The organism is Phascolarctobacterium succinatutens YIT 12067 (assembly GCF_000188175.1).
In the GTDB taxonomy this organism is placed as follows: Bacteria; Bacillota; Negativicutes; order Acidaminococcales; family Acidaminococcaceae; genus Phascolarctobacterium_A; species Phascolarctobacterium_A succinatutens.
The window spans coordinates 37,076-62,510 of sequence record NZ_GL830928.1; the positions used below are offsets into that span (position 1 = coordinate 37,076).

Annotated in this window: 22 protein-coding genes and 1 tRNA gene; 20 read left to right on the forward strand and 3 right to left on the reverse strand. The window is 49.8% G+C overall.

Translation table 11 applies throughout. The features are described 5' to 3' along the window. Positions 1-15: 15 nt before the first annotated feature. The 3 genes from uvrA (at position 16) to rd (ending at position 5,003) form a co-directional block, all read left to right on the forward strand. A complete protein-coding gene (gene uvrA / locus HMPREF9443_RS08560) occupies positions 16-2,865 on the forward strand; it encodes an excinuclease ABC subunit UvrA (RefSeq protein WP_009146199.1) in 2,850 nt (949 codons plus the stop codon). After that, a complete protein-coding gene (gene uvrC / locus HMPREF9443_RS08565; RefSeq protein WP_009146200.1) occupies positions 2,862-4,709 on the forward strand; it encodes an excinuclease ABC subunit UvrC in 1,848 nt (615 codons plus the stop codon). The genes uvrA and uvrC overlap by 4 nt, the downstream gene beginning before the upstream one ends. A 135-nt stretch (positions 4,710-4,844) precedes the next feature. Further along, positions 4,845-5,003, forward strand: coding sequence for a rubredoxin (rd, locus tag HMPREF9443_RS08570; protein WP_009146201.1), 159 nt, complete (start codon positions 4,845-4,847; stop codon positions 5,001-5,003). A gap of 75 nt (positions 5,004-5,078) precedes the next feature. Here the strand turns inward: rd and HMPREF9443_RS08575 are convergent, their stop codons facing one another. After that, complete coding sequence (locus HMPREF9443_RS08575; RefSeq protein WP_009146202.1) at positions 5,079-6,173, reverse strand: type II secretion system protein GspD; 1,095 nt, start codon at positions 6,171-6,173, stop codon at positions 5,079-5,081. 206 nt (positions 6,174-6,379) lie between these two features. On the opposite strand from HMPREF9443_RS08575, the gene HMPREF9443_RS08580 reads away from it, so the two are divergent. Together HMPREF9443_RS08580 and HMPREF9443_RS08585 are read left to right on the forward strand one after the other, a co-directional pair. Beyond that, positions 6,380-7,549: a GspE/PulE family protein gene (locus tag HMPREF9443_RS08580; protein WP_187363720.1), complete on the forward strand. Its 1,170-nt coding sequence runs from the start codon at positions 6,380-6,382 to the stop codon at positions 7,547-7,549. After that, complete coding sequence (locus HMPREF9443_RS08585; RefSeq protein WP_009146204.1) at positions 7,542-8,528, forward strand: type IV pilus twitching motility protein PilT; 987 nt, start codon at positions 7,542-7,544, stop codon at positions 8,526-8,528. Before HMPREF9443_RS08580 ends, HMPREF9443_RS08585 begins: the two co-directional genes overlap by 8 nt. 55 nt (positions 8,529-8,583) lie before the next feature. On the opposite strand, the gene HMPREF9443_RS08590 is transcribed toward HMPREF9443_RS08585, so the two are convergent. Beyond that, positions 8,584-10,887, reverse strand: a complete 2,304-nt coding sequence (locus HMPREF9443_RS08590) for a cation:proton antiporter (RefSeq protein ID WP_009146205.1) — start codon at positions 10,885-10,887, stop codon at positions 8,584-8,586. A gap of 206 nt (positions 10,888-11,093) precedes the next feature. On the opposite strand from HMPREF9443_RS08590, the gene HMPREF9443_RS08595 reads away from it, so the two are divergent. The 4 genes from HMPREF9443_RS08595 to HMPREF9443_RS08610 all read left to right on the forward strand — a co-directional run bounded on the left by HMPREF9443_RS08595 (position 11,094) and on the right by HMPREF9443_RS08610 (position 14,903). Next, entirely contained in the window at positions 11,094-11,978 is an 885-nt protein-coding gene (locus tag HMPREF9443_RS08595; RefSeq protein ID WP_009146206.1) for an aminotransferase class IV, read from the forward strand. Then, complete coding sequence (locus HMPREF9443_RS08600; protein ID WP_009146207.1) at positions 11,971-12,477, forward strand: hypothetical protein; 507 nt, start codon at positions 11,971-11,973, stop codon at positions 12,475-12,477. Before HMPREF9443_RS08595 ends, HMPREF9443_RS08600 begins: the two co-directional genes overlap by 8 nt. A 348-nt stretch (positions 12,478-12,825) precedes the next feature. Beyond that, positions 12,826-13,671, forward strand: a complete 846-nt coding sequence (locus HMPREF9443_RS08605) for a DUF2156 domain-containing protein (protein ID WP_230197175.1) — start codon at positions 12,826-12,828, stop codon at positions 13,669-13,671. 8 nt (positions 13,672-13,679) lie between these two features. After that, positions 13,680-14,903 (forward strand): GNAT family N-acetyltransferase, encoded by a 1,224-nt coding sequence (locus tag HMPREF9443_RS08610; protein ID WP_009146211.1) that lies wholly within the window; start codon positions 13,680-13,682, stop codon positions 14,901-14,903. Positions 14,904-15,009: 106 nt separating this feature from the next. Here the strand turns inward: HMPREF9443_RS08610 and HMPREF9443_RS08615 are convergent, their stop codons facing one another. Beyond that, positions 15,010-15,489 (reverse strand): OstA-like protein, encoded by a 480-nt coding sequence (locus HMPREF9443_RS08615; protein WP_009146212.1) that lies wholly within the window; start codon positions 15,487-15,489, stop codon positions 15,010-15,012. A 180-nt stretch (positions 15,490-15,669) separates the two neighbouring features. On the opposite strand from HMPREF9443_RS08615, the gene dnaG reads away from it, so the two are divergent. The 11 genes from dnaG (at position 15,670) to yqeC (ending at position 25,433) form a co-directional block, all read left to right on the forward strand. Then, positions 15,670-17,451, forward strand: a complete 1,782-nt coding sequence (gene dnaG / locus HMPREF9443_RS08620) for a DNA primase (RefSeq protein ID WP_009146214.1) — start codon at positions 15,670-15,672, stop codon at positions 17,449-17,451. Between the two features lie 16 nt (positions 17,452-17,467). Continuing rightward, positions 17,468-19,072, forward strand: a complete 1,605-nt coding sequence (gene rpoD, locus HMPREF9443_RS11145) for an RNA polymerase sigma factor RpoD (protein ID WP_040565375.1) — start codon at positions 17,468-17,470, stop codon at positions 19,070-19,072. A 54-nt stretch (positions 19,073-19,126) separates the two neighbouring features. Next, positions 19,127-19,201: transfer RNA gene (locus tag HMPREF9443_RS08630), tRNA-Ile, on the forward strand. A 161-nt stretch (positions 19,202-19,362) separates the two neighbouring features. Continuing rightward, a complete protein-coding gene (locus tag HMPREF9443_RS08635) occupies positions 19,363-20,220 on the forward strand; it encodes a polysaccharide deacetylase family protein (protein ID WP_009146216.1) in 858 nt (285 codons plus the stop codon). Beyond that, positions 20,217-21,053, forward strand: coding sequence for a polysaccharide deacetylase family protein (locus HMPREF9443_RS08640; RefSeq protein WP_009146217.1), 837 nt, complete (start codon positions 20,217-20,219; stop codon positions 21,051-21,053). Before HMPREF9443_RS08635 ends, HMPREF9443_RS08640 begins: the two co-directional genes overlap by 4 nt. 120 nt (positions 21,054-21,173) lie before the next feature. Further along, complete coding sequence (locus HMPREF9443_RS08645) at positions 21,174-22,010, forward strand: ABC transporter substrate-binding protein (RefSeq protein ID WP_009146218.1); 837 nt, start codon at positions 21,174-21,176, stop codon at positions 22,008-22,010. 16 nt (positions 22,011-22,026) lie between these two features. Beyond that, positions 22,027-22,683: an amino acid ABC transporter permease gene (locus HMPREF9443_RS08650; protein WP_009146219.1), complete on the forward strand. Its 657-nt coding sequence runs from the start codon at positions 22,027-22,029 to the stop codon at positions 22,681-22,683. Continuing rightward, the gene (locus tag HMPREF9443_RS08655; RefSeq protein ID WP_009146220.1) at positions 22,676-23,401 is read left to right on the forward strand and encodes an amino acid ABC transporter ATP-binding protein; all 726 of its coding nucleotides are present in this window, start codon (positions 22,676-22,678) and stop codon (positions 23,399-23,401) included. Before HMPREF9443_RS08650 ends, HMPREF9443_RS08655 begins: the two co-directional genes overlap by 8 nt. A gap of 10 nt (positions 23,402-23,411) precedes the next feature. Beyond that, positions 23,412-24,143 carry an aspartate/glutamate racemase family protein gene (locus HMPREF9443_RS08660; protein WP_009146221.1) on the forward strand — a complete coding sequence of 244 codons (732 nt, stop codon included), beginning with the start codon at positions 23,412-23,414 and terminating at the stop codon, positions 24,141-24,143. A 76-nt stretch (positions 24,144-24,219) separates the two neighbouring features. After that, complete coding sequence (locus HMPREF9443_RS08665) at positions 24,220-24,639, forward strand: OmpH/Skp family outer membrane protein (protein WP_009146222.1); 420 nt, start codon at positions 24,220-24,222, stop codon at positions 24,637-24,639. 92 nt (positions 24,640-24,731) lie between these two features. After that, the gene (yqeC, locus tag HMPREF9443_RS08670) at positions 24,732-25,433 is read left to right on the forward strand and encodes a selenium cofactor biosynthesis protein YqeC (protein ID WP_009146223.1); all 702 of its coding nucleotides are present in this window, start codon (positions 24,732-24,734) and stop codon (positions 25,431-25,433) included. The last annotated feature ends 2 nt before the right edge of the window (positions 25,434-25,435 follow it).

Consider the following 25,435-nt stretch of genomic DNA (forward strand, 5'->3'; position numbering starts at 1 on the left):
ACAGAGGTAAAAAATATGCAAGAATTTTTAATTGTAAAGGGTGCGCGTCAGCACAACCTGAAAAATATAACGGTAGAAATACCACGCAATAAAATGGTAGTTATCACAGGCCTAAGCGGCAGCGGCAAAAGCAGCCTGGCCTTTGATACAATTTACGCCGAAGGCCAGCGCCGCTACGTGGAATCACTTTCGGCCTACGCCCGCCAGTTTTTGGGACAGATGGACAAGCCGGATGTGGACTACATCGAGGGCCTGAGCCCGGCAATTTCTATCGACCAGAAGACCACGAGCCGCAATCCACGTTCTACCGTAGGTACGGTTACGGAAATTTACGATTACCTGCGCCTTTTATTCGCACGCGCAGGTGAACCGCACTGCCCTAAATGCGGCAAGCTCATCGAGCAGCAGAGCGTGCAGCAGATAGTCGACAAGGTGCTGGAGCTGCCGCAGGGAGCCCGTTTTATGGTTATGGCACCGCTGGTGCGCGAGCGCAAGGGCGAGCATATGCGTGTGCTCGACGATATGCGGCGTGCAGGCTATGTGCGTATGTTTATCGACGGTGAGGTGCGCACGCTGGATGAGGATATCCGTCTGGAGAAAAACAAAAAGCACAGCCTTTCCGTGGTCATCGACCGCTTGGCGGTGCGCGAAGGCATCAGGCAGCGTCTGACGGATTCCGTGGAAACAGCGCTGAAGCTGGCAGACGGCTTTGCCGAGGTGGAAACGCTGGGAGAAGCAACGGAAACGCAGCTTTTCAGTGAGCATTTTGCCTGCAATGACTGCGGCATCAGTCTGCCTGCGATTGAACCGCGCCTGTTTTCCTTTAACAATCCCTTCGGTGCCTGCCCAGACTGCACTGGCCTTGGTATGCATATGGAGTTTGATAAGGCTTTGATAGTGCCTGACGCTGACAAGAGCTTTGCCGACAGGTGTATTGCCTGCTTCAGCAACAATCTGAATTCCTATTTTATGAAGCAGCTGGGCGCAGTGCTTGCTGCCTACGGCTATAGCTACGACACCAAATGGAATGAGCTTTCGCCCGAGATGCAGCAGCTTTTGTGGGACGGTGCCGGCGAGAGCAAGTTTAAGTTTATGTACGAAAACCTGCAGGGAGAAGTCAAGGAGCATAACACAACCTTTGACGGCATTTTGAATGTGCTGCGCCGTCGTTACCGTGAAGCCTTCAGCGATGCTATGCGTCAGGACTTGGAAGAGTTTATGACGAGCACTCCCTGCGCTGCCTGCCACGGCAGCCGCTTGAAGCCGGAGGCACTGGCAATTCTTATCGGCGGCAAAAATATCTGCGAGGTGACGGCGCTGACAGTGCGCGACTGCCTGCAGTTCTTTAAAAAGCTTGTGCTGACGCCGAAGCAGCAAATAATTGCGCATCAGGTGCTGAAGGAGATTATGGCGCGTCTGCAGTTCCTTAACGACGTAGGCCTTGATTACCTGACGCTCGACAGAAGCGCCGGTACGCTCAGCGGCGGCGAAGCGCAGCGCATCCGTCTGGCAACGCAGATAGGCAGCGGCCTGACAGGCGTACTGTATATTCTGGACGAACCGAGCATCGGCCTGCACCAACGCGATAACGGTAAGCTGCTGGAAACACTCAAGCATTTGCGCGATTTGGGCAATACGCTGATTGTTGTTGAGCATGACGAGGAAACGATGTATGCTGCCGACCAGATTATCGACATCGGTCCGGGAGCAGGCGAGCATGGCGGTGAAGTAGTAGCTCAGGGTACGGTAGAAGAAATTAAGCAGGTGCCTGCATCTGTTACCGGTACCTATCTTAGCGGCCGCAAATTTATCCCGGTTCCCAAGCATCGCCGCGAGTGCGATGGCAGGATGCTGACGATTTACGGCGCCCGCGCCAACAATCTCAAAAATATTGATGTCAGCATTCCGCTCGGAGTCTTTACCGTGGTGACAGGCGTGAGCGGCAGCGGAAAATCCACTTTGATAAATAATATTCTCTATAACTCCCTGGCTGCCAAGCTCAACGGTGCGCGTTTGCGTGCTTCGGAGCACGACAGCATCGAGGGCATAGAATATACGGATAAGGTAATCAACATCGACCAGTCCCCAATCGGACGCACACCGCGCTCCAATCCCGCAACCTATACCGGCGTCTTTGATTTTATCCGTGAGCTCTTCAGCCAGACCAACGAGGCCAAGCTGCGAGGCTATAAGGCAGGACGCTTCAGCTTTAACGTGAAGGGAGGACGCTGCGAGGCCTGCAAGGGCGATGGTATGAATAAGATAGAAATGAACTTCCTGCCGGACGTTTACGTTCCCTGCGAAGTTTGCCACGGCGCACGCTACAACCGCGATACGCTGGAGGTGCATTATAAGGGCAAATCCATCGCGGAGGTACTGGATATGACGGTGAGCGAGGCCTGCGAGTTCTTCAAGAACCAGCCGCGCATTTACCGCAAGCTGGCAGTGTTGGAGGATGTAGGCCTTGGCTACATTCATCTGGGACAGGCAGCGACGACGCTGAGCGGCGGTGAAGCGCAGCGCGTTAAACTGGCAACGGAGCTTTCGCGCCGCAGTACGGGACGCACCGTATATATCTTGGACGAGCCTACGACAGGCCTGCATATTGCGGACGTCCACAAGCTACTGGATGTGCTGCAGCGTCTTGTAGAAGGCGGTGACAGCGTTATCGTCATCGAGCATAATCTGGACGTTATCAAGGTGGCGGATTACATTATCGACCTCGGTCCCGAGGGCGGCGACAAGGGCGGTACTTTGGTGGCTAGCGGTACGCCGGAGGAGGTAGCGAAGGTCAAAAAATCTTACACTGGACAGTACATCAAGCAGGAGCTGGCTAAGGCGAAGAAGAACGGGTGGTATGTATGACAGAATTAGCCGCAGGCTTTAGCGATAATATAAAAAATGCCTTGGCCGTACTGCCGGAAAAGCCCGGCGTTTACCTGATGCATGATGCCTCCGGCAAGGTTATCTACGTCGGCAAGGCTGTTGTACTGAAAAACCGCGTGCGCAGCTACTTCCGCAATCTGGCCAGCCATACGCCGAAGGTGAAGGCGATGGTGGCAAAAATCGCGGAGATTGAAACGATTGTAACCTCCAGTGAGGTAGAAGCGCTGCTTCTGGAGTGCAACCTGATCAAAAAATATCGCCCGCGTTACAACATCAGCCTGAAGGACGATAAAACATATCCTTATCTTAAGGTTACCATGCAGGAGGATTTCCCGCGTTTATATGTGACGCGCAGGCAGCTGCGTGACGGTGCCCGTTATTACGGACCGTATGCCGACGCCGGTGCTATGCATGCTACGGTAAAGCTGCTGCGCAGCATGTTTCCTCTGCGCACCTGCCGCAAAATGAACCCGGACAGACCATGCTTGAACTATCACATCAAGCGCTGTCTTGCGCCTTGCGCCGGTTACATCAGCAAGGCGGATTATCACAAGATGATTAAATCCATCTGTATGGTGCTGGACGGACGCACCACGGAGCTGGAGCGGGATTTGAAGCAGCAGATGCAGGAGGCGGCAGATAACTACGCCTTTGAGGAGGCTGCCCGACTGCGCGACCAGCTGCAGGCTGTGGCACGTCTGAATGAAGCGCAGAAGGCTGTCACCAATAATGGCGGTGACATGGATATCTTCGGCCTGGGGCAGGATATGACGGGCCTGTGCGTGCAGTTGTTCTTCGTGCGTAAGGGCAAGCTCATCGGCAGAGATAACTTCTTCTTGCCCGACGGCGGCGATACGCCGCAGGAGGTTATGACAGCCTTTGTGAAGCAATATTATAACGAAGCAACCTTTATTCCCAAGGAAGTGGTGCTGCCGTACCTGCCGGAGGAGGATGAAAAGCAGCTTATTGAAACCTGGCTGGCAGACAAGGCACAGCGACGGGTGGAGCTGCTGCTGCCGCAGCGCGGCGTGAAAAAGGACCTGCTGAAGCTGGCGAATGAAAATGCTGTCAAGCTGCTGAATGAACGCCTGCGTAAGGGCAGTTTATCACTCAAAAATGACCTGCAGGCAGCCGAAGAGTTGCAGCAGGCCTTGGGCTTGGAGCATCCCCTGGAGCGCATGGACTGCTTCGATATCAGCCATACGCAGGGCAGCGAAACTGTTGCTTCCATGGTTGTGTTCCGCAACGGCACCAGCAGTAAAAAAGATTACCGCAGATATAAAATTGTCTCGGCAGAAGGCAAGCCTGATGATTTCAAATCCATGCAGGAGGTTGTCTACCGCCGTTACAGAGATTATGAGGACTTGCCAAGCCTAGTGGTTATCGACGGCGGCAAGGGTCAGCTGAGCTCGGCGTTGGAGGTTATTCGCGGCCTTGGTCTTGATGATTTGCCGGTTGTAGGTCTGGCTAAGCGCGAGGAGGAAATCTTCAAGCCGCACCAGAGCGAAAGTATTATGCTGGACCGTGAAGGCGCTGCGCTGCACCTCATTCAACGCATCCGCGATGAGGCGCACCGCTTTGCCATTACCTACCACCGCAAGCTGCGCGGTAAGCGCAATCTCGTTTCTGTGCTCGACCATGTGGAGGGTATCGGGCCTAAGCGCCGGCAGGAGCTGTGGAAGGCTTTCAAAACGCTGGACGCTATGCGGGCAGCCAGCGTTGAAGAGCTGGCTGCGGTAGAAGGCATGAACCATGCGGCGGCGCAGACGCTGTACGATTTCTTCCGTCTGGATTTGCCGGAAAAGCAGCAGGCGCTGCAGTAAAAGGTTCACAGCTATTTTGCAGAATATCCTCGCATACTATGCTATAATAATTATAGGTCAAAAATAATAATTATTTTGTAGCTCGCGCTTAGCTTTCTTAAAAGCGCAGGCTATGGCAAGAGGAGGACGAAGCTAATGGCAAAATGGGTATGTGACGTTTGTGGTTATGTGTATGATCCTGAGGTTGGTGATCCCGATAACGGTGTTGCTGCAGGCACTGCTTGGGAAGATGTACCGGAAGAATGGGTTTGCCCTCTTTGCGGTGTAGGCAAGGATCAATTCTCGGAAATGTAAAATTGCATAGGATATAGCAAAATCAGCCTTTGAGCAAAAGCTCATTGGCTGATTTTGTGTTATGCAGCTTTTTATCTAATGATTATTTGTCTGCGGCTTTCCTTCCCCCTTCATCAGCCCCTCATTATAAATCGCCGGTGAAGCGCCTGCTTCCGTAATGTGCGGCGTTAAAAGCAGCAAAACCTCCGTCTTGTTGTGCGAACGCGAACGGTTTTTAAACAGCTCGCCCAACAGAGGAATCTTGCTCAAAAAGGGTACCTTCTGCATAGTACGCTGCTGTTCCTCGCTTATCAATCCGCCGATAACCAACGTTTCGCCGCTGTACATGCGCACGTTGGTGTCAGCGGTACGACTGGTGATGCGGTAATTTTTCAGCTCGCTGATAAGCACCGGCGTGCTCACCTCAGTGTGGACGCTGGCGGTCACCATTTTACCATCCTCGCTGATGATGGGCGCGTATTGCAGCTTGATGCCGGCGTCAAGATATTCCGTTGCCGTATAGCTGCCGCTGCTGTCGTGTTTTTCGGTCTGCACAGGGATATGGTCACCGATAAAAATACTGGCCTCCTTGCCGGGGATAGTAATGATGCGCGGCGTTGCCAAAATGCGCGCCTTACCGCTATTTATGAGGGCATTAAGCGTAGCGTTGAAACGGAAGGCAAAGCCACGCCAAAATTTGAAGCTGCCGTCATAATTGCTGCTGTCGCTGTCACCATTGTTCGTTTCCTGCGCACGCTGGGGAATAGTATCCCAGTCCCAGCGCACGCCCATGTTTTTACTGTCCTCACGGCTGACGGCGATGATTTTGGCTTCCAGCGTTACCTGTCTTGTTGCTATATCCAGCTTGGGCAGCAGCTGCCTTAAGCGTGCGTGGCTTTGCTCATATCCCAAAAGGATGAGGCTGTTGGTGATATTGTCAAGACTGAGCTTGGAGCCGAAATGCGGAGCCAATGCTTCCTGTACATCCTTGGCTCTGGCGTAGCTTAAGGGATAGCAGGCTAGGCGTTCGCTGATGGGCTGCGGTAGTGCGGGAACGTTTACTGCAACAGTTTGGCCGACGTTGGCGGGGGAAGGCAAAAAGGGATTGGCGAGCTTATTTTGGGCATTGCAGGGCAGAGCTAAGGCAAGCAGCAGACTGCTGAGTATTAACGGGAAAAATCGTTTTAGCATAATGGCTCCTTTCAGTGTTATCCGTTAAGATGACGGCAACAAGCATTGCATAGTAAATTTCATTTTTCATTTTAGCGCAAGCAGGGAATAATTTCAAGTGAAAATTTAGAAAATGGAGAAAATTTTGAATTATCATATTGCATTTCGCTTTTTTTATGCTACAATGAATGCAACACAAGAAAAAATGAGGTGATACAGTGGAGGGTTTGCGTAATAATAAACTGGCGGAGGATTTGCTGCATCTGGCATTGGTTCAGGGAGCGAGTGATTTACACATCGAGCCTGACGGACAGGGAGTGCGTGTGCGCATCCGTGTTGACGGCCTGCTGCAACAACTGTGCGTGCTGCCGCACTCACAGCAAAGTACGCTGCTGACGCAGCTGAAGGTGTGGAGCGGTATGGATATTGCCGAAAAAAGAGTGCCGCAGGATGGCAGGCTGCTGCTGGAGCATGAAGGCAGCAAGGTGGATTTGCGTTTATCCAGCCTGCCGACAGTGAACGGCGAAAAGCTGGCGATTCGTTTTTTGCAGCGTCAAGATAATTTGCTGCAGCTGGAGCAACTGCAATTCAGCGATGATAATTTGCAGCGTTACCGCCGGCTTTTTCATCAGCCGAACGGTTTAGTGCTTCTGACGGGACCGACGGGCAGCGGCAAAACGACGACGCTTTATGCTACGCTTCAGGAGCTTGATGCTGCTGCCAGTAATATTATAACCTTGGAGGATCCGGTGGAATATAAGCTACCGGGAATCAATCAGGTGGCAGTCAACCGCAGGAGCGGACTGACTTTTGCGGCAGGATTGCGTTCGGTGGTGCGTCAGGATCCGGATGTTATCATGCTGGGTGAAATCAGAGATGAGGAAACGGCGGCGATGGCGGTGCATGCAGCGCTGACAGGTCATTTGGTGCTGAGCACACTACATACGAATGATGCTATCGGTGCGGTCTATCGTCTGCTGGATATGGGGATTGCAGATTATCTTTTGGCTGCCGGTTTGCGCGGTGTGCTGGCACAGCGTTTGGTGCGCCGTCCGTGCCGCTATTGCGGCGAACGGCGCTTGGCAACGGCAGCGGAGCTGCAGTATCTTGGGTACAGTGCGGATGAAAAACTGCAGGTGGTGCAGGCTCACGGCTGTGAGCATTGTCACGGCACGGGCTACAGAGGGCGTTTGGCCTTGCATGAGCTGGTTGTGTTTGATAAACGAATGCAGCAGCTTTTGGTAAACGGCGCCGATGAAGCAGAGCTTTTGCGGGAGGCACGTAAGCAGGGCTGGCGCAGTCTGTATGCTGATGCAGTTGATAAGGTGCTGCAGGGGGCAACTACGGTTGAAGAATTGTGGCGCGTTGGTATAACCGAGGAGGCTGATTATGCTTGATAAGCTGTTGCTGCAGGCAAGAAGTATGGGAGCCAGCGACCTGCATCTTACGCCTGTGAGTGTGCCGATGGTGCGCGTAGATGGCAGCCTGCAGCCTTTGCAAAACGAATTTATTTCCCGGGAAAAGCTGGAGCAGGCGTTGCTTGCTCTGCTGCCAGAGCAGGAAAAGCGGCAGCTGCTGCAGACAGGTGAGATTGATACTGCTTTTAGTGACAGTTTACAGGAGCGCTGCCGGCTCAATGTTTATCGTCTTGGCGGCGGCTATGCGGCGGCGATTCGTCTGCTTCCGAAGGAAATTCCTGACTGCAACAGTCTTGGCCTGCCGCAAACTGTTTGTCAGCTTGCTGAGAGCAGCAGCGGTTTGCTGCTCGTTACAGGTGCCACAGGCAGCGGCAAAAGCACCACGCTTGCCTCGCTGGTACAGCAGATAAATCAAACGCGCGCTGTACACGTGCTGACGCTGGAGGACCCGATAGAGTACGTGTATCCTCCTGGTCTGGCGCTGATTAACCAGCGGGAGGTGGGGCGTGATACAAGGAGCTTTGCCAGCGGGTTGCGCAGTGCTCTCAGACAGGACCCGGATGTGATTATGGTGGGCGAGCTCAGAGATGCGGAAACAATCGGTATAGCACTGACGGCGGCGGAAACAGGTCACCTTGTTTTAGCTACGCTGCACACGCAGGATGCGGTTGGTACGGTAAACCGTATTCTTGATGTGTTGCCCGACAGGCAGCATGTGTGTACGCAGCTGGCTGACTGCTTGCTGGGAATTTGCTGCCAGAGGTTGCTGCCGCGCTGTGACAGAGCAGGCAGAGCGGCGGCCTTTGAGGTGCTCGTTGCAACGCCTGCCTTGCGCAATCTTATTCGTGAGGGGCGCACGCATCAGCTGCAGTCCTATTTGCAGACCGGCGCGCGCTACGGTATGCAGACAATGGAGGACGCAGTAAAGGCCTTGCAGCTGCGAGGAATAATCGCATGAAAAAAGCCGCTGCGAAAACAGCGGCTTAATATATACAGATATACTGTAAACGGTATTACAAAATTTCTTCTCTGATTAAAGTGTTCATCATTTTTTGCTTGCCTAATACCCAGAGCAGGTCGTTTTCTTCGAAAACAAGTGAAACGTGGGGGTTGGTAATGGTAAAGGCACCACGCTCCAGACCGACAACGAGGCAGCTCCACTTGTTGCGCAAATCGGCAGCCTTCAGTGATGTTCCCAAAATAGGAGAATGCTTGTCAATCGTAATTGCCAGGGAAAGGAATTGCTGTTCCGGTTTGTTCCGGTGGTTATCCAGCATGAATTCACGCAGGCTTTGCGGCAAATCGCAGCGTTCAAGGCCTAAGCTGCGCTGTCTTACGGCAGCGTCAAAAACCTGCAGCTGGCTGCTTGTACCGATGAGCAGCAGCTTATCTCCCTGCTCTACTATCTGCTCGCCGCCGGGCATATCAACAGTGCGGTGGGTACCCAAAAGCTGCAGAACGTTGCAGCCGTAGCTTTCGCGGAAGCCAAGACTGCGCAGGCTGCGTCCTTTGATGGGAGAATCCTTTTGCAAATCGTAGTAAACAAGCTGCAAATCCTCGTCGAACCAGGTACGGCTGTCATCGGGAGCGCTTTCGCGATGCTTGCGCATGTGCTTTTCGTTAAGGTTTACCAAAAAGCGTGATTCGATACGCAGGTATTCGCTCATCAGCCAGTCGGAGGAGGAGATGAAGTACGCTGCCAGCAGGACAGAAACGCAGGCTAGGAAGCCGTGCAGATTCAGCAGAGTGTGGAAGATGAAGTACAGCGAAGCAGATGCTACAAGCAGCTTGCCGAATACAAGGAACATTAACGGCAGATGGTTAGCACGCTTTTTGAACCAGAGCTTGGAGAATAAATCACCGTTGCCGGCGCGGTTAACCAAAACGGCACGCAGAATCGGCGACATAATGATAAAGGTGGCAGCGGCGGTCAGCAGTCTGCTGTACGGCAGCTTCAGCGTGTTGCCCAAATAAGGCAGCAGGTAATATTCCGCACCCAAGGCAATGGCTGCCAGCAGGGTGATGAAAATCAACATACGCATGGTGTAACCGGTCAGCAGGTTCTTCCAGTCCTGATCCTTGTCATCGTCAGTATTGGTGCCGGTATAACGGTCAAGCCAGCTTTTAGCCTGCGGCGGCAGCAGCTTCAGCACCAGCTGGTAGAAGGGCTCGGCTGCCATGATGCAGAAGGGTGTGGTAAAGGTAGTGATTACGGATACCGCTACGATAATCGGATATAAAAAGCTGCTGATTACGCCCAGGCTCATGCCGAGGGAAGCAATAATAAAGGAGAATTCACCGATCTGTGCCAGGCTGAAGCCGCAGTGTACAGAGGTGTTGAGGCTCTGGCCGGAGGCCAGTACGCCGCCGGTGGAGAAAATCAGCTTGCCGATAATTGTTGCTACTACCAGCACGAAGATGGGCAGCGCTTGCTCCAGCAGGATAGCGGGATCTACCATCATGCCGACGGATACGAAAAAGATTGCGCCGAACAAATCCTTGATAGGAGCAACGAGGTGCTCGATTTTTTCTGCGTTAGGTGCTTCGGCAATCAAAGAGCCCATGATGAAGGCACCCAAAGCGGAGGAGAAGCCGAGCTGAGTTGCCAGCACCACCATACCGAGGCACAGGCCGATGGAAACAACTACCAGAGTTTCTTCGTTCATCAGCTGTTTGGCCCATTTAAAGAAGCTGGGGACAAGGTACATACCCAGAACAAACCATAAAACGAGGAAGAAAATCAAGCGTCCGATGCTGAGCAGCAGCTCCGTTGTGGAAACATCGGCGCTGGCTACGGCCATGGTTGCAAGCAGTACCATCATCACGATACCGGCGATATCTTCAATAATCAGCACGCCGAAAACGATTTCCGTAAAGCGCTGCGCCCTGAGCTTTAAATCGTCAAAGGCTTTGATGATAATCGTGGTGGAGGACATTGAAAGCATGCCGCCCAGGAAAAGGCTGTCCATATGGTTCCAACCGAGCAGCATACCGGCGAAGTAGCCCACGGCCAGCATACCGCCGATTTCTACCGCGGTGGCAATGAAGGCTGTACTGCCTACGCTTTTCAGCTTGTAAAAGCTGAACTCCAGTCCCAGTGCGAACAGCAGGAAGATAACACCGATTTCGGACCAGGCGTGGACGTTGGCCTTATCGGTAATCGTCGGGAAGAAGTTGAAATGCGGACCGGTGATGAAGCCGGCAACAATGTAGCCAAGTACCAACGGCTGATTGATTTTCTTGAAAAGAATTGTTGTGAAGCCGGCTACGAGCAAAATCATTGCTAAATCATTAATAATAGTAGGCAGATGAGTCATGGTAAGCTCCTTTGAGATATTTTTTGCCAAAATGGCTTTAAATGGTGTATAATAATTGAAATGTAGTCATTAGCTTTTTACAAGCCCTGCAGACTGCAAAACAAATAATCTCAATTATATTATACAATATTTTTGACTGAAATTATTGCATAAATAATGCTTTATTATGTTAATTTATTGTGACTTGCGCAATTGGAGGAATAAAGATGAACGAAAATCAACAAGAAAAATTAGTTTTGGTAGACGGCGAGATTATGCCGGAAGCTGAAGCATTTATTGACGTTAACGACCGCGGTCATAACTTCGGCGATGGCGTTTTTGAAATTGTACCGGTTTATAACGGCCGCTGCTTTGCTTTGCTGCCGCATATGAACAATTTATTCGATTCTGTAATCGCAGTAAAAATTCCCGGCGTTTATATGATTGAAGAGCTGGTAGAGTTCCATGAAAGCCTGTTGGCCGCAACCGGTCTGAAGGACTGCGAAATCTATACTCAGGTAACTCGTGGCAGCGGTGCTTATGCCCTGTCCTATCCGGAGCAGAGCATTCCGCATCTGACTATGTATGCTGTACCGGTTGACCGCGAGGCACTTGCTGAGAAACGTGCCAAGGGCGTAAATGTTATCACTGTTGAGGATGTGCGCTGGGCACGCTGCGATATCAATACTCTGAACCGTCTGCCGGAAGTAATGGCTAAACAGAAGGCTGTTATCGGCAATGCTTTTGATTCCCTGTTTGTTCGCGACGGCAAAATTACCGAAAGCACGGAAGCAAGCTTCTTCATTTATAAAGACGGTATTCTGTGGACTCATCCCGAAAACAACTTTATCCATAAAAATATTACCCGCCGTCTGCTGATGGAACGCCTGTCCAAAGACCTGGATCTGCAGATTATCGAAAGAGCTTTTGATAAGGATTTTGCACTCAAAGCAGACGAAGCCTTCCTTTGCGGACCGCGTTGCGAGTTTATGCCTGTTACAAAAATTGACCGCAGCTTCGTTGCTGACGGCAAGGTTGGCGAGCTGACACAAAAGCTGCAGGATGCATATATGGCATTTGTAGCTAAGGAATGCCCTGCTAAGCATGAATAACAGCAAGCTGGTGCGAGGAGCGTTATTGGTGGCTTTGGCGCTGGCGCTGCAGTCGCTGCGTCTGGTGCTGCCGATGCCGCAGCTGCTTTCCACATTTATCATCGGTACTCTGGTGCACATGATGCTGGTGCTCACGCTGCAGCTCAGCGGCCTGAAGACAGCGCTTTTGCTGGCGTTTTTGCTGCCACTGACTGCTTACGTGCAGGGGCAGGTGCTGCTGCCGTTTCTGATTCCTGTAATTTGGCTGGGTAATTTTATCTTTGTGCTGCTTGTGCGTCAGTTTAAGGACAGTCGTAAGCTGTCTTTATCTATACCGCCACTGGCGAAGGCCTGTGTTATGTTGCTGGCAGCCTGGGCTGCGCTGAGCTTCTTGGCGCTGCCGAATCCTGCGCTGCGCAAGACGGTTATGTTTGCGATGAGCGTACCGCAGCTGCTGACGGCTGTTGCCGGTATTTTGCTGGCAGAGCAGGTCAAAAAGCGTCTGCGTCAGTTTGATTAATACAGGTTTGGCAATAATATAATGTATTTATGCGCGTAGTATTTAACCGACAGCGAAAATAACCGCCGGTGTAAAAGCTGAGCGGTTATTTTGTTTAATGCTTCGGCTTTGCTCAGTAACCTTTTGGTAACTGAAGCACTTTTTTGTGCATACTTTACAAATGAACGGCAACAGCATATTATAATATAGGCAATGGATAGTAGTTATCTGTTTTGTGAAGTTAATGTTAAAAATGCCAATGCAGTGCCGCAAGCTATATTTCATATGCTATAATATACAAGCAGTAATGAGTTTTAGGGGGTTATCAGTATTTTAGAATTTAAACCTGTAACATTGGCGGAAAAGCCTTTGTTTGAAAGCTATATATCAAAATCACATCAAAATGGCAGCGAATGTGCCTTTTCCAATCTTTTTGTCTGGCGTGACTGCTATCATATTTATTGGTGCGTAGCGTACGATTTCCTTTTGCTGAAGGTTAAACGCAACAACGTTGATTTTTATATTCAGCCCTTTGGCGGACGTGATGAGGATTTGCCGCGTCTGATGCAGGAGCTGAAGGAGGAGCATCAGGGTAAACCGTTTGAGATGCACGGTATCTATGATTTTACCAAGGAGCGCTTTGAGCGCGTAATGCCCGGTCTGACATATGAAGAAGACCGCGATAACTGGGATTATGTATATCTGCAGGAAAAGCTGGCAACGCTTTCCGGCCGCAAGCTGCACGGGCAGAAGAATCACTACAATGCTTTTGTCAAGGCGCATCCGGATTTCGTTTATGAGCCGATTACTATGGATAATATGATGGAATGCCTGAACTTCGGCGAGCGCTGGTGCGACGAGCATATGGCAGAGGACCCTTCGCTGCTGTGCGAAAAATATGCTATCCAGGAGGCCTTTCTGAGCTTCGAGCAGCTGGAGCTGCGCGGCGGTGCAATCCGTTTCGACGGTAAAATTCAGGCCTTCAGCTTTGGCAAGAAGATTAACGACGATACAGCGGTGCTGCATGTAGAAAAGGCGCGTCATGATGTGCGCGGCTTGTATACTGCTATTACCAAGGAGTTCGCCGCTCATGCCTGGACGGATGTAAAATATCTCAACCGTGAGGAGGATATGGGACATCCCGGTCTGCGTGAGGCAAAGCTGGCGCTGCATCCGGAATTTATGGTGAAAAAATATAATGTAATTATTGGATGAGGTAGCTTATGATTTACCGTGTCTTGAGCAAGGAGCGTATGTACCAGGCGGAAGAGCTTTGGAATTACTGCTTTGAAAAAAAGACGGAGCCTTTCTTTCGGTACTATTTTGAGCAGTACTGCGGCAAGGACAATATGGTTATCGGTGGCTTTGACAAGGTCGGCGAGGAAGAAAAGCTGCGCACGATGCTGCATGTAAATCCCTATATGCTGCGTTTGCGCGGGCAGGAGATGCTGGTGCCGTATCTTGTGGGCATTGCCACCGCTCCGGAAGCACGTGGACAGCATCTTTTGCGTCCGCTTTTGGAAACTGCTTTTGAGGTGCTGCGCTCGCAGGGATTCCCTTTTGTGACGCTGATGCCTATAAGTGCCGGTATTTATCTGCCGTATGAATTTGCTTACTGCTATTATCGTCATGAATATAAAATGCCTTTGGCAAAGTTGCAAATTCCTGCAATTGGTGATGACCTGTCGGTAGAACGTCTTGATTTAGCTTCTTTGCTGCAAGCTGTGACGGATGAGGAAACGCAACCTTGCAATCCTTTGGCAGATATTTACGCAAGTGTTACCGCAGCATGGAACGGCGTACCGCAGCGCACTGCGTTCCAATGGCGCAAGCTGTTGTCGGTAGTTACGCAGGAAAATGTGCTGTGCGCTGTTGTTTACCGTGCGGGGAAAGCAGTTGGCTATATGCTTTACTCACTGACTGACGGCACGTTCAACGTGCAGGAGCTGCTTACGCAGGATGCTGCGGCGAAGAACCGTCTGTTGCAATATGCCGCGGGACACAGAAGCGAAGCGCAGGAGTTTTGCTGGCTGGCGGAGCCGTGGGATAAAACATATCTTGGCTTTGAGGACCAGGCGCTTACTGGCAGACTGCAGCCGTTTATGATGGCACGTTGCCTTGATGCGCGTTTAGCGCTCGCTAAGCTGCCGGTAGCAGAAAGCATGAGCAGCGGCAGCGTTGTCGTACTGCTTACGGATAAGATGATTGAGCGCAATAATCATCTGCTGCAGCTGCGCACGTCACCGGGCAAGCTGGAAGCAGTCAGCACGCTGGAGCAGGAGGAGGTTACCATGGATATGGGAGCCTTTACCCAGCTTTACTTCGGTGCGTTCAGCTCCAGCGAGCTGTGGGAGGCAGGGCACATCAAATGCAGCGATGTGCGGAAGCTGCAGCTGCTCGACGAGCTCTTTCCTAAATGCCGCACCTATAATAACGAATATTTTTAAAGCTTATGCAGGCTGTCGGATGTTCCGGCAGTCTGCTTTTTTGACAACAGAAAAACCCATGCCTTACTTAGCGTAAAACATGGGCTATTTTGGTTAGTGCAAATATTTACTGCGCTGTTATTCTATTTTCTATAACGTTATAGGCTACATCACCGTCATGCGGCTGACCGTTGACCGTTACATTACCATGGAAGGCTGCAATTTTCGTCTTCCAGCAGTAGCTGCCGCTGTCTGCGGTAATTTTATTGCTGTTATCATTAAAAACAAGATTGCCGTTTACATAGGCAGTTCTGCCGGAATGATATACATCTACCTTATCGCAGGCAAAGCTCATATCACCGAAGCTCAGACGAATATTGCCCTGGCCGTGAACCTCCATAGCATAAAGATATACCTTGGTGGCGTCACCGGTAATGGTTAAGGTAGTATCATGTGCAGGAAACTGTACGAAAACATTTCCCTGCAGGTCATATACACCGGTGAGCGGGTTAAAGGTACGGCTGTCACTCTTGATTACCGGATCGGCAAAGCACATAGAAGGCAGCATCATAACAAGCATAGTTAATATTAAAAGCAATTTCTTCATGAATAAATCACCTCTTGTAGCATGAAAAACAGGAGAAATTTTAAGTGTACTCTTTATTATAGTATTTTTAGAGAATCGGCGCAAGCATTAAAAAAGATTTTTTTAGAAAAAAAGAGGATTTTTCTTTTATACATTGAATATAAATTATGTGTGATATAGCAGTTGGAGGCGGAGAGGGTAATGAACGGAGATTTTGAAAACTTTAAAGAGCAGGTGCGCAGCACAGCTGATATGGTAGAAATAATCTCCGGTTATGTGCCGTTGAAAAAGAAAGGCCAGAACTACTGGGGCTGTTGCCCGTTTCACGGAGAGAAAACGCCGTCCTTTTCGGTGAACCCCGGCAAGAGCATGTTTTATTGCTTTGGCTGCCATGAGGGCGGAGATATTTTTAAGTTTATTATGAAAATCGAAAACTGCAGCTTTATGGATGCATTAAAGCTGCTGGCCGGCAGATACGGTATTCCGATACCTGAGAAGCAGAAGACGGCCGCCGAAATTGCGCGCGAGAAACAAAGGGACAGCATTTATAGTGCTAATGAGCTGGCGTCAAAATTTTTTCAGGCCTGTCTGACAAAAACTGCTTACGGTGAACCTGCCCTGGCTTATCTTGCCGGGCGCGGAATAGGCAAAGAAATTATTGCCGGCTTTGGCATAGGCTATGCGCTGAATAATTTTACCGCGCTTGTCAGCTCTCTTGCTAAGCGCGGCTGTCAGCCGCAGGTGCTGGAGGCTGCCGGACTGGCGGCCCGTGGGCGCGACGGCTATTATGACAAGTTCCGCAACCGTGTGATTATTCCTATCCGCGATGCGCGCGGACGTATAGTCGGCTTTGGCGGCAGAGTGCTGGACAACAGCACGCCTAAATATCTGAATACAGCGGAAACGCAGTGGTTTAATAAGCGAAGGCTGCTTTTTGGTCTGGATATAGCTTTGAAGGCTATCCGCAAAAGCGGTCGGGCTGTAGTTGTCGAAGGTTATATGGATGCTATCAGCTTGCATGCGGCAGGCTTTGATAATGTTGTAGCATCTATGGGAACGGCCTTTTCCCAGGAGCAGGCTAAGCTGCTGCAGCGTCTGGCGGATGAAGTAATCTTCTGCTATGACAGCGACAGCGCAGGCCGCAAGGCTTCGGTGCGTGCCGTGAGCATTGCCCGGGAAGCAGGCTTGAAGGTGCGCATAGCAGGTGTACCTGACGGTAAGGATCCCGACGAATATGTACGTCAGCATGGCAGCGCTGCTTTTGCACAGGTGCTGGCGGCGGCGCAGAATGGTATTGATTTTCAAATAGATGAAACTATCCTGCAAAATAATATTGCTAATTTAGCAGGAAAAGTAGAGGCTGTGTCGAATATACTACCATTCCTATTAGAATGTCAAAATGAAATTGAAGCGTCGGAGCATATCCGAAGGCTGGCACAGCGGCTGACTATTGATGAAGGCCTGATTGCGGAAGAATACCGCAAGGCAGCACGCAGAGGTGGCAGACAGCAGACTGGGCAGCCGACGGTTATTCCGGAGGAAAAAAGCGCCGGTATCGGTCAGCAGGCGGAAGAACTGCTTCTGAGATTGCTTTTGGAGCAGCCGCAGCTGTGTGACGAATGCCGTGCGGAGGTAAAGGAAACAGGCTTTGAAGATGCTGTGCTGGCACAGCTGTTTGACAGGTTGTGCGAGCTTGGCACCGCTTATACAACGGATAAGCTGAATAATGTCCTGGACGATGCGTCGCAGACAGCGTTGGCGCGTATTTTGGCACATCAGCTTCCGGAGGGAGATATGGATAAGCTTATGCAGGACTGCCTCAGGCAGATGCGGCGGCTTCGTCTGGAAAAAGAATATGAAAAGCATCGTCTGCTGGCGGATGAATACGAAAGATCGGCAGATGAGCGTTTTCTCAGTGAATTAATGGAAAGTCAAAGGATAAAGAATGAAATCAAAAAACTCTATGGAAACCAAAATAAATAAGGAAGGAGGGGACACCATGGCTGCAGCTACTAAAATAACGCAGGAGCAAATTGATGAGCTTATCCGCAAGGGTAAAGCTAATAAGGGTGTTCTCACCTATGGCGATGTAATGAACCTCACCAATACTTTGGAAGATATCACGCCCGAAGATGTTGAGCATATCTATGAGGTTATTACACGTAAAGGTCTGGAGCTTGTTGATGATGACAACGCCTCCGACGAAGATATACTGCCTTTGGTAGGAAACGACGAAGATAATGATGAGCCCAGCAGCAGTGAGCTGGAAAACATGAGCGTTCCCGAAGGCATCAGCATTGACGATCCTGTACGCATGTACCTTAAGGAAATCGGCAGAGTACCGCTGCTTATCGGTGAGGATGAGGTTAAGCTCGCTAAGCGTATGGATAAGGGCCGTCAGGCAGAGCGTATTCAGCGCGGCAGAATGATTGAGCTGGAGGAGCCTGCTTTTACTGCTGAGGACAGCGGCAGCGCATTGATTGAAAAGCTGCGTCATAGCCTGAAAGAGGAATGGCAGATTACCAATATGCGTTCTGTTTTCCGTGTGGCGCAGATGATTAAAAAGCGTCAGAGCGTAGGTCAGCCTTATACTGTTGAAGATTACGAGGACCTGATTTTTGAATTTACCAAGGATGAGCGCCTGCATCTGCAGCGCCTGATGGCAGAACAAAGATGTCTGATTCCCGGCTGCGAGCAGTTCGTAGTAACGCGTGAAACAAGCGATATAGATGATCACAAGCTGTATCAGATTAAGGCTATTCTCAACGAGCTCAGAGAGCGTATGAGCGACGGCAGAGAAAAGGATTCCGCTGTTGTCGAAGCCTACTGCAATCTGGATGAGGATTTCGAAAAGCTGTTGAAAGCAGTTGCGCATCAGGGTGACGAAGCTAAGCAATGCTTGTCCGAAGCCAACCTGCGTCTGGTAGTAAGTATTGCCAAGCGTTATGTCGGTCGCGGTATGCTGTTCTTGGATTTGATTCAGGAGGGTAACCTGGGACTGATTAAGGCTGTAGATAAATTCGATTATAACAAGGGCTTTAAATTCAGTACCTATGCTACATGGTGGATTCGTCAGGCGATTACCCGTGCGATTGCCGATCAGGCACGTACTATCCGTATTCCCGTACATATGGTGGAAACCATTAACAAGCTTATCCGTGTTTCCCGCCAGCTGCTGCAGGAGCTTGGCCGCGAGCCTTTGCCGGAAGAAATTGCCAAGGAAATGGATACCTCTGTTGACAGAGTACGCGAGATTATGAAAATTGCGCAGGAGCCTGTTTCTCTGGAAACTCCTATCGGCGAAGAAGAGGATTCGCATCTGGGCGATTTCATTGAGGACCACGATGCGCCGGCGCCTGCCGACGCTGCTTCCTTTACTCTGCTGCGTGAACAGCTGGAGGAGGTTCTGGAAACGCTTACTATCCGTGAAAAACGGGTATTGGAGCTGCGCTTTGGTCTGGAGGACGGCCGCAGTCGTACTTTGGAAGAGGTTGGCCAGCACTTTGGCGTTACCCGTGAGCGTATCCGTCAGATTGAGGCTAAAGCGTTGCGTAAACTGCGTCATCCCAGCCGCAGCAAAAAGCTGAAGGACTTCTTGGAATAATAGTTGACAAACAACTGTAACTATTATAAAATAATAATGTTTGGTAGCTTGCATGGGCCTATAGCTCAGTGGTAGAGCCGCCGGCTCATAACCGGCTGGTCGTAGGTTCGAACCCTACTGGGCCCACCAATACCTTACATCAGCAAAACGAAGTGAACGCAGGTCGAAAGGCCTGCGTTTTTAATTCTATGAGTTGACATTTATCTGCTTATAGTGACATAATTAAATAGTTATCAAGAATATGGATTCATTTCACTGAATATGTTTGAATAATTACCAAGGAGGCAAGAATGTTTACTTTAAAAAATGGTGACGGTATGGTTTGGCCTGACGGCAAGCGTATCGCCGTGATGGTTACCTTTGATTTTGATGCGGAGTTGCTGCGTAAATCTGTAATCGGCAAGCGAACAATCGGCTTTTCGGACACAAGCAGGGGCCAATACGGTCCTGATGAGGGCTTAAAGCGTTGTCTTGATATGCTTGAACGCCAACAGCTTAAAACTACTTTTTTTGTTCCCGGACGCATTGCGGAGCTTTATGCCGATAAGGTGCAGCAAATAGCGGATGCAGGCCATGAGCTTGCCTATCACGGCTATCTGCATGAAGCCTCTGTAGATATGCCTGCTGCCGAGGAAAGAGAAAATATGGCCAAGAGCGAGGAACTGTTGGAAAAAGTAAGCGGACGTAAGGTTGTCGGCTATCGCGGTCCGCTGGATTTGCTGCCCAACTGTGCCATGCAGCTGATGGCTGAACGTGGATATTTATACGGTTCTACGCTTAAGGATTGCGACTGGGCGTACGTGCATGAGGACTATCCGATTGTGGAGCTTCCTACTGAGCCTACGCTGGATGATTTCTCCTGGTTCTATTTTTCCTATGCGGATGAAGCTACTATCACCTGTAGTTATCCGGTGGACTATGTTTACGATATCTGGAAGGATAATTTTGACGAGCTTGCCAATGAGGGCGACAAAATTTTTGTTCTCAAGCTGCATCCGCAGCTTATCGGCCGCAGCAGCCGCGTGCGCATGCTGGAGCGCTTTATTGCCTATATGAAGGCGAACGGCGCATGGCTTGCCAGCTGCGAAGAGGTAGCTCGTTACGTAAAGGATTTTTACGCTAAACGTGCGGAAGGAGGCGAAGCATGATGAACTGGAACTGGCCTGATAATAAGCGCATTGCTTTACTGCTTTCCTTTGATATCGATGCGGAAACTCTGTGGCTTACACGCAACGATATCAATGAACGTCATCTGGTGCACATGTCCCGTGGTCTTTATGCCACGAAGCAGGGCTTGCCGCGCATCCTGAAGATGCTGGAGGAAGAAGGCCTTAAGGCAACCTTTTTCACTACTGCCTATACTGCGGAGATTCATCCGGAAATCATTCAATACATTGCAGCGCAGGGACATGAAATCGGCTATCACGGTTATCTGCATGAAGTAAAGGATACTTATGAAGAAGAAAATGCACTGATGGATAAGGTTGATGCTATCTTCCGCAGCCTTACCGGCAAACGTCCCGTAGGTGTGCGTATGCCTGATGGTATCTTGCATGATTTTCATAAGCAGCTGTGGCTGGATCGCGGCTGTATTTATTCTTCTAACTGGCGCAATAATGACGGTCCTTTCCTGCTGAAGATAGACGGCAAGGAAATACCTATCGTGGAGCTGCCGAAGGACGGTATTGTTGATGATACCTCCTATGACATGTACACTCTGCAGCATCCGGAGCATTATTACCTGCGCAGCGGGCGCGAAATGGTGCAGATTTGGCAGGATGAGTTTGACGGTCTGGCAGATGAAGGACGCATCATTAATTTCGTTATGCATCCGCAGTTTGTCGGACGTCCGGGATATGTTCGCGCATTGCGTTCATTTATTCATTATGCAAAAGAAAATGGAGCCTGGATTACTACTGACGAAGCCTGTGCTAAACATGTTTTAAAGCAGAAGGGTTATGACATTGAGGTTCGTTACTGAATTAAAAAATTCTGTTGGCAGTGTCGTTAATTCTATGGTATAATAATTCATTATATGAGCAAGTTTACTCATTAAATGTACGGAGTAAACAGATATTAAAAATTGAGAGGGGTTTTTCTAATGAAAAAATTTAAAATGAAAAGTATTTTTGCTTTCCTGGCAACAGCAATGCTGGCTATGATGCTGGTAGGCTGCGGTGGCGAGAAAAAAGATGCTGCAGCTGATGCAGGCAAGGCTGACAAATGGGTTGTTGCTATCAACTCCACCTTCCCGCCGTTTGAATCCGTAAAGGAAGGCACCAAGGATTATCAGGGTGTCGATATTGATATTGCTCACTACATCGCCAAGAAGATGAACAAGAAAATCGAATTCACCGATATGAAATTTGCTTCTTTGGTGCCGACTTTGCAAAGCGGCCGTGCTGATGTTATTATTTCTGCAATTTCTCCGACTTCCGAGCGTGAAAAGGTTGTATCCTTCTCCAAGCCTTATTATTTCCCGATGAAGGCTATTCTCTGCAAAAAGGGTGCAGGCTATGACGCTATGGATAAACTGAAGGGTAAAAAAGCCGGTGCTTCTATGGGTACTACCTATGCTAAAGAGCTGAAGGCTGTCGGCGGTATCGAAGTTGTTGAAATGGATACCACTCCGCTGGTTGTTCAGGATATTAAAAACGGCCGTCTGGCTGCAGGTCTGTTCGATTCTTCCCAAGCTGCTGTTTTCGTAAAACAAAATCCTGATCTTGAGCTGCACGTTCTGCAAGGAGCTGTAGTGAAAGACGATACCTTTGCTATCGCTTTGCCGAAGGATTCCAAGGATGTTGAAAAAATCAACGAAATCCTGAAAGAAATGCGCACCAATGGCGAGCTGCACAAAATTCTCGTAGCTCATCTGGGTGAAGAAGGCACTAAAGAATACGAAGCTGCAATTGAAAAGCTGGATATTGCAAAGCTGTAAGAGGTGAATTGAGCAGATGTTAGATTTTTCCGTTCTGGAACCTTATATACCGCTTTTGGCAACCGCTGTCTGGATTACGCTTAAATTTACTTTCTTTTCTACAATTATGGGCTTTTTCGGAGGCTTTATCCTCGCGCTGATAACATTGTCCAAGAACAGAGTACTTTCCTTCCTGGCGAAGATTTATATATCTGTATTCCGCGGAACGCCGCTTTTAGTACAGCTGATGCTGATTTACTTTGCAACACCGCAGCTGACGAGCTATACTATTTCCGCTTTGGAGGCAGGCGTGCTTTCCTTTGGCCTGAACAGTGCCGCATATATTTCCGAAGCACTGCGCGGCGGTATTCTTGCTGTCGACAAAGGTCAGTGGGAGGGAGCAATGTCCTTGGGCGTGCCTAAGCATCGTTTCCTGCTGGATATTATTCTGCCGCAGGCTATTAAGAATGCTTTGCCTTCCTTGGTAAACGAAAGCATTATGCTGCTGAAGGATTCCAGCCTTGTTTCCGTTATCGGTGTTGCCGATACGCTGCGTTGGGCGGATCTGATTCAGGCAAAAACCTTCCGTGCGTTTGAAGCCTTTATCGTAGCTGCTGCTGTTTATTATGTTTTGGTTATGGCCCTGAACTTTTTGGGCGGTTTGTTAGAAAAGAAGGTGCGCGTCAGTGATTGAGATTCAACACCTGTCTAAAAGCTTTGGCAATTTAGAGGTCCTTAAGGATGTTTCCCTGACAATAAAAAAAGGTGAGGTTGTGACCATTATCGGTTCTTCCGGTTCAGGAAAATCTACGCTGCTGCGTTGTATCAATCTGTTGGAGCAGCCTACCGGCGGAGCGATTTTATTCGAAGGTAAGGACATCGTAAATTCCAAAATTAAAATTGAAGATATCCGCAAGAATGCCTGCATGGTGTTCCAGCATTTTAATCTTTTTGCTAATATGACTGTTCTGGAAAATATGACCTACGCTCCCCGTGTAGTAAACGGTCTGTCCAAGCAGGAGGCCAAGGAAAAGGCTATGAAGCTGTTGGCTAAGGTCAATCTTTCCGATAAAGCCAATGAATATCCCAGCCGTCTGAGCGGCGGCCAGAAGCAGCGTGTAGCGATTGCGCGTGCTTTGGCGATGGAGCCGAAGGTACTGCTTTTGGATGAGCCTACCTCCGCACTTGATCCGGAAATGGTCAAGGAGGTACTGGATGTTATCAAGCAGCTTGCCAATACCGGTATAACCATGGTTCTTGTTACCCATGAAATGGGTTTTGCCAAGGACGTATCGGATACAGTTTATTTCATGGACGGCGGGTACCTGATTGAAAGCGGTACGCCGGATGAAGTATTCAATCATCCGAAAACGGAACGTGCGAAGAAGTTCCTTGCTTCTGTTTTGGTATAAGGATACACTAATGAAAATATTTATAATTAATCCTGACTTTGGGGTTACTCCTGAGCAGATGGCAGCACGCTGTCATCTGCTCAGTGTGCATGTAGGTCCGGATGTGGAGCTGCACATGGAGTGCCTTGTTGAAAATCATATCGAAATTGATTCTGCTCTGGATGCTGCGCTTGCTGCGCCCGAGATTATCAAAATGGCTGTGCGTGCGGAAAGCGAAGGCTATGACGCAGTCGTGCTGTACTGCTTCAGTGACCCCGCGGTGGATGCCTGCCGTGAGGTGGTGAGCATACCTGTAGTGGGCGGCGGTCAGGCTAGCTGTCTTCTGGCACCGCTGGTAGGCAGGCAGGCCGGGCTTTTGCTGGCAGATACGACACGCTATGCGGAAAAGCAGCTTTTTGTTGCTCAATGCGGTGTTGATTCTGCGCGTATTGCTGCAATTGGTGGTATTGAGGCCCGTGGTGTCGATTTGTGGGCAGAGCGTGAGCGGGTTCTGGACCTGCTTACGGAAGCCGGCAAAAATTTGCTGGCGGTAGGCAGAGTGCAGGTACTGCTTTTGGGTTGCTTATCCTTTTTAGGTTTGGCGCACCCGCTCAGTGAGCGTCTGGGCGTTCCTGTTGTTGACCCGGCGGTGGCACCTGTGGCGCTGGCGGAATGCCTTGTGCGGCAGGGGCTCAAAACAAGCCGCAAGGCTTATCCTGCACCGCCGTTGCGCAAACGTACGTGGCAGAGCGGCCAATTATAAACAGCTTGCTTTTCTATAGGAAATAGTGTAAGATAATATTAGTATCAAAATCTTAAGAAGAGAGGTTACTGTTTTAATGAAAAAGAGCTTATTGACTTTGATTATGGCTTTGGTTATGGCTTTAGCTTGCGCAACCAGTGCTTTTGCGGAAGATTTGGGTTATGTAAATGTTGAACGTGTTTTCCGCAGCTATCCTGATATTCAGACTACTATGAGCGCTATCAATCTGGAGCGCCAAAAGGCTGAAAATGAATTCAACCAAAAGGCTCCGAACCTTGATGACAAGGGCAGACGTGAACTGGGCGAAAAATTATCCGCTCAGGTAGATAAGAAGGAAGCTTCCCTGCTGAATCCTATCCGCGAAAAAATCCGCAAAACTATCGGCCAGGTTGCAAAAGCTCATGGCATTGCTAATGTAGTTGATGCAGGTGCTGTTGTATTCGGCGGCAAGGATCTGACTGAAGAAGTTATCGCTGCTGTTGCTCAAGGCAAATAAAGGCTAATGTTATTGAAGGCTGTCGCAGGCAAGCGACAGCCTTTTTTAGTGAGTGTGATATAATATAAGTACATTTTTGCGAGGTGAAGCTGATGGCGCACTGTCCTTTTGATTTTTTTACTGACGGAAAGAAACATAATATCTGCCTTGTCGGCGGTGGTGGTAAAACGACGGTTATGTACGAGCTGGCAGCGGCTTGGGCAGCCTGCGGACGCAGGGTACTGGTGCTGACGAGTACGCATATCCTGTGCCCTGCAGATGGCAGCTTTGCTGGCGATGTGCCTGCGGTGCAAAATTTGTGGCAGCAGGGGCGTTATGCCGTTATCGGTACACCGGAGTTTGCTACCGGTAAGCTGACGTTACCGCCGCAAAGCGTGTATGAAGCACTGAAGCTGCAGGCTGACGTAATTTTGTGTGAGGCCGATGGTTCCAGACATCATCCCTGCAAGGTGCCTGCGGAGTATGAGCCTGTAATTTTGCCTGACAGTGACATAGTGCTTGCTGTTGCCGGTATGGATGCTTTAGGCAATTCGCTGCAGCAGGCTTGCCAGCGTCCACAGCTGGCGGCAGAGCTTTTATGCTGCAGCGCAGAAAAAATCATTGATGCGCAAATGCTTGCTTCGCTGCTGCTTTCGGAGCAGGGGACACGCAAAAGTGTCGTCGTACGCGCTTATTATATTGTCTTGAATAAATGCGACCTGCTAAAAGCAGCGCAACAGGAGGAAATGCTTCGGCTGTTAGTGGGTGCAGGAATGGACGAGCATAGAATATGGCTTCGTGAAAGGGGAGAATAACA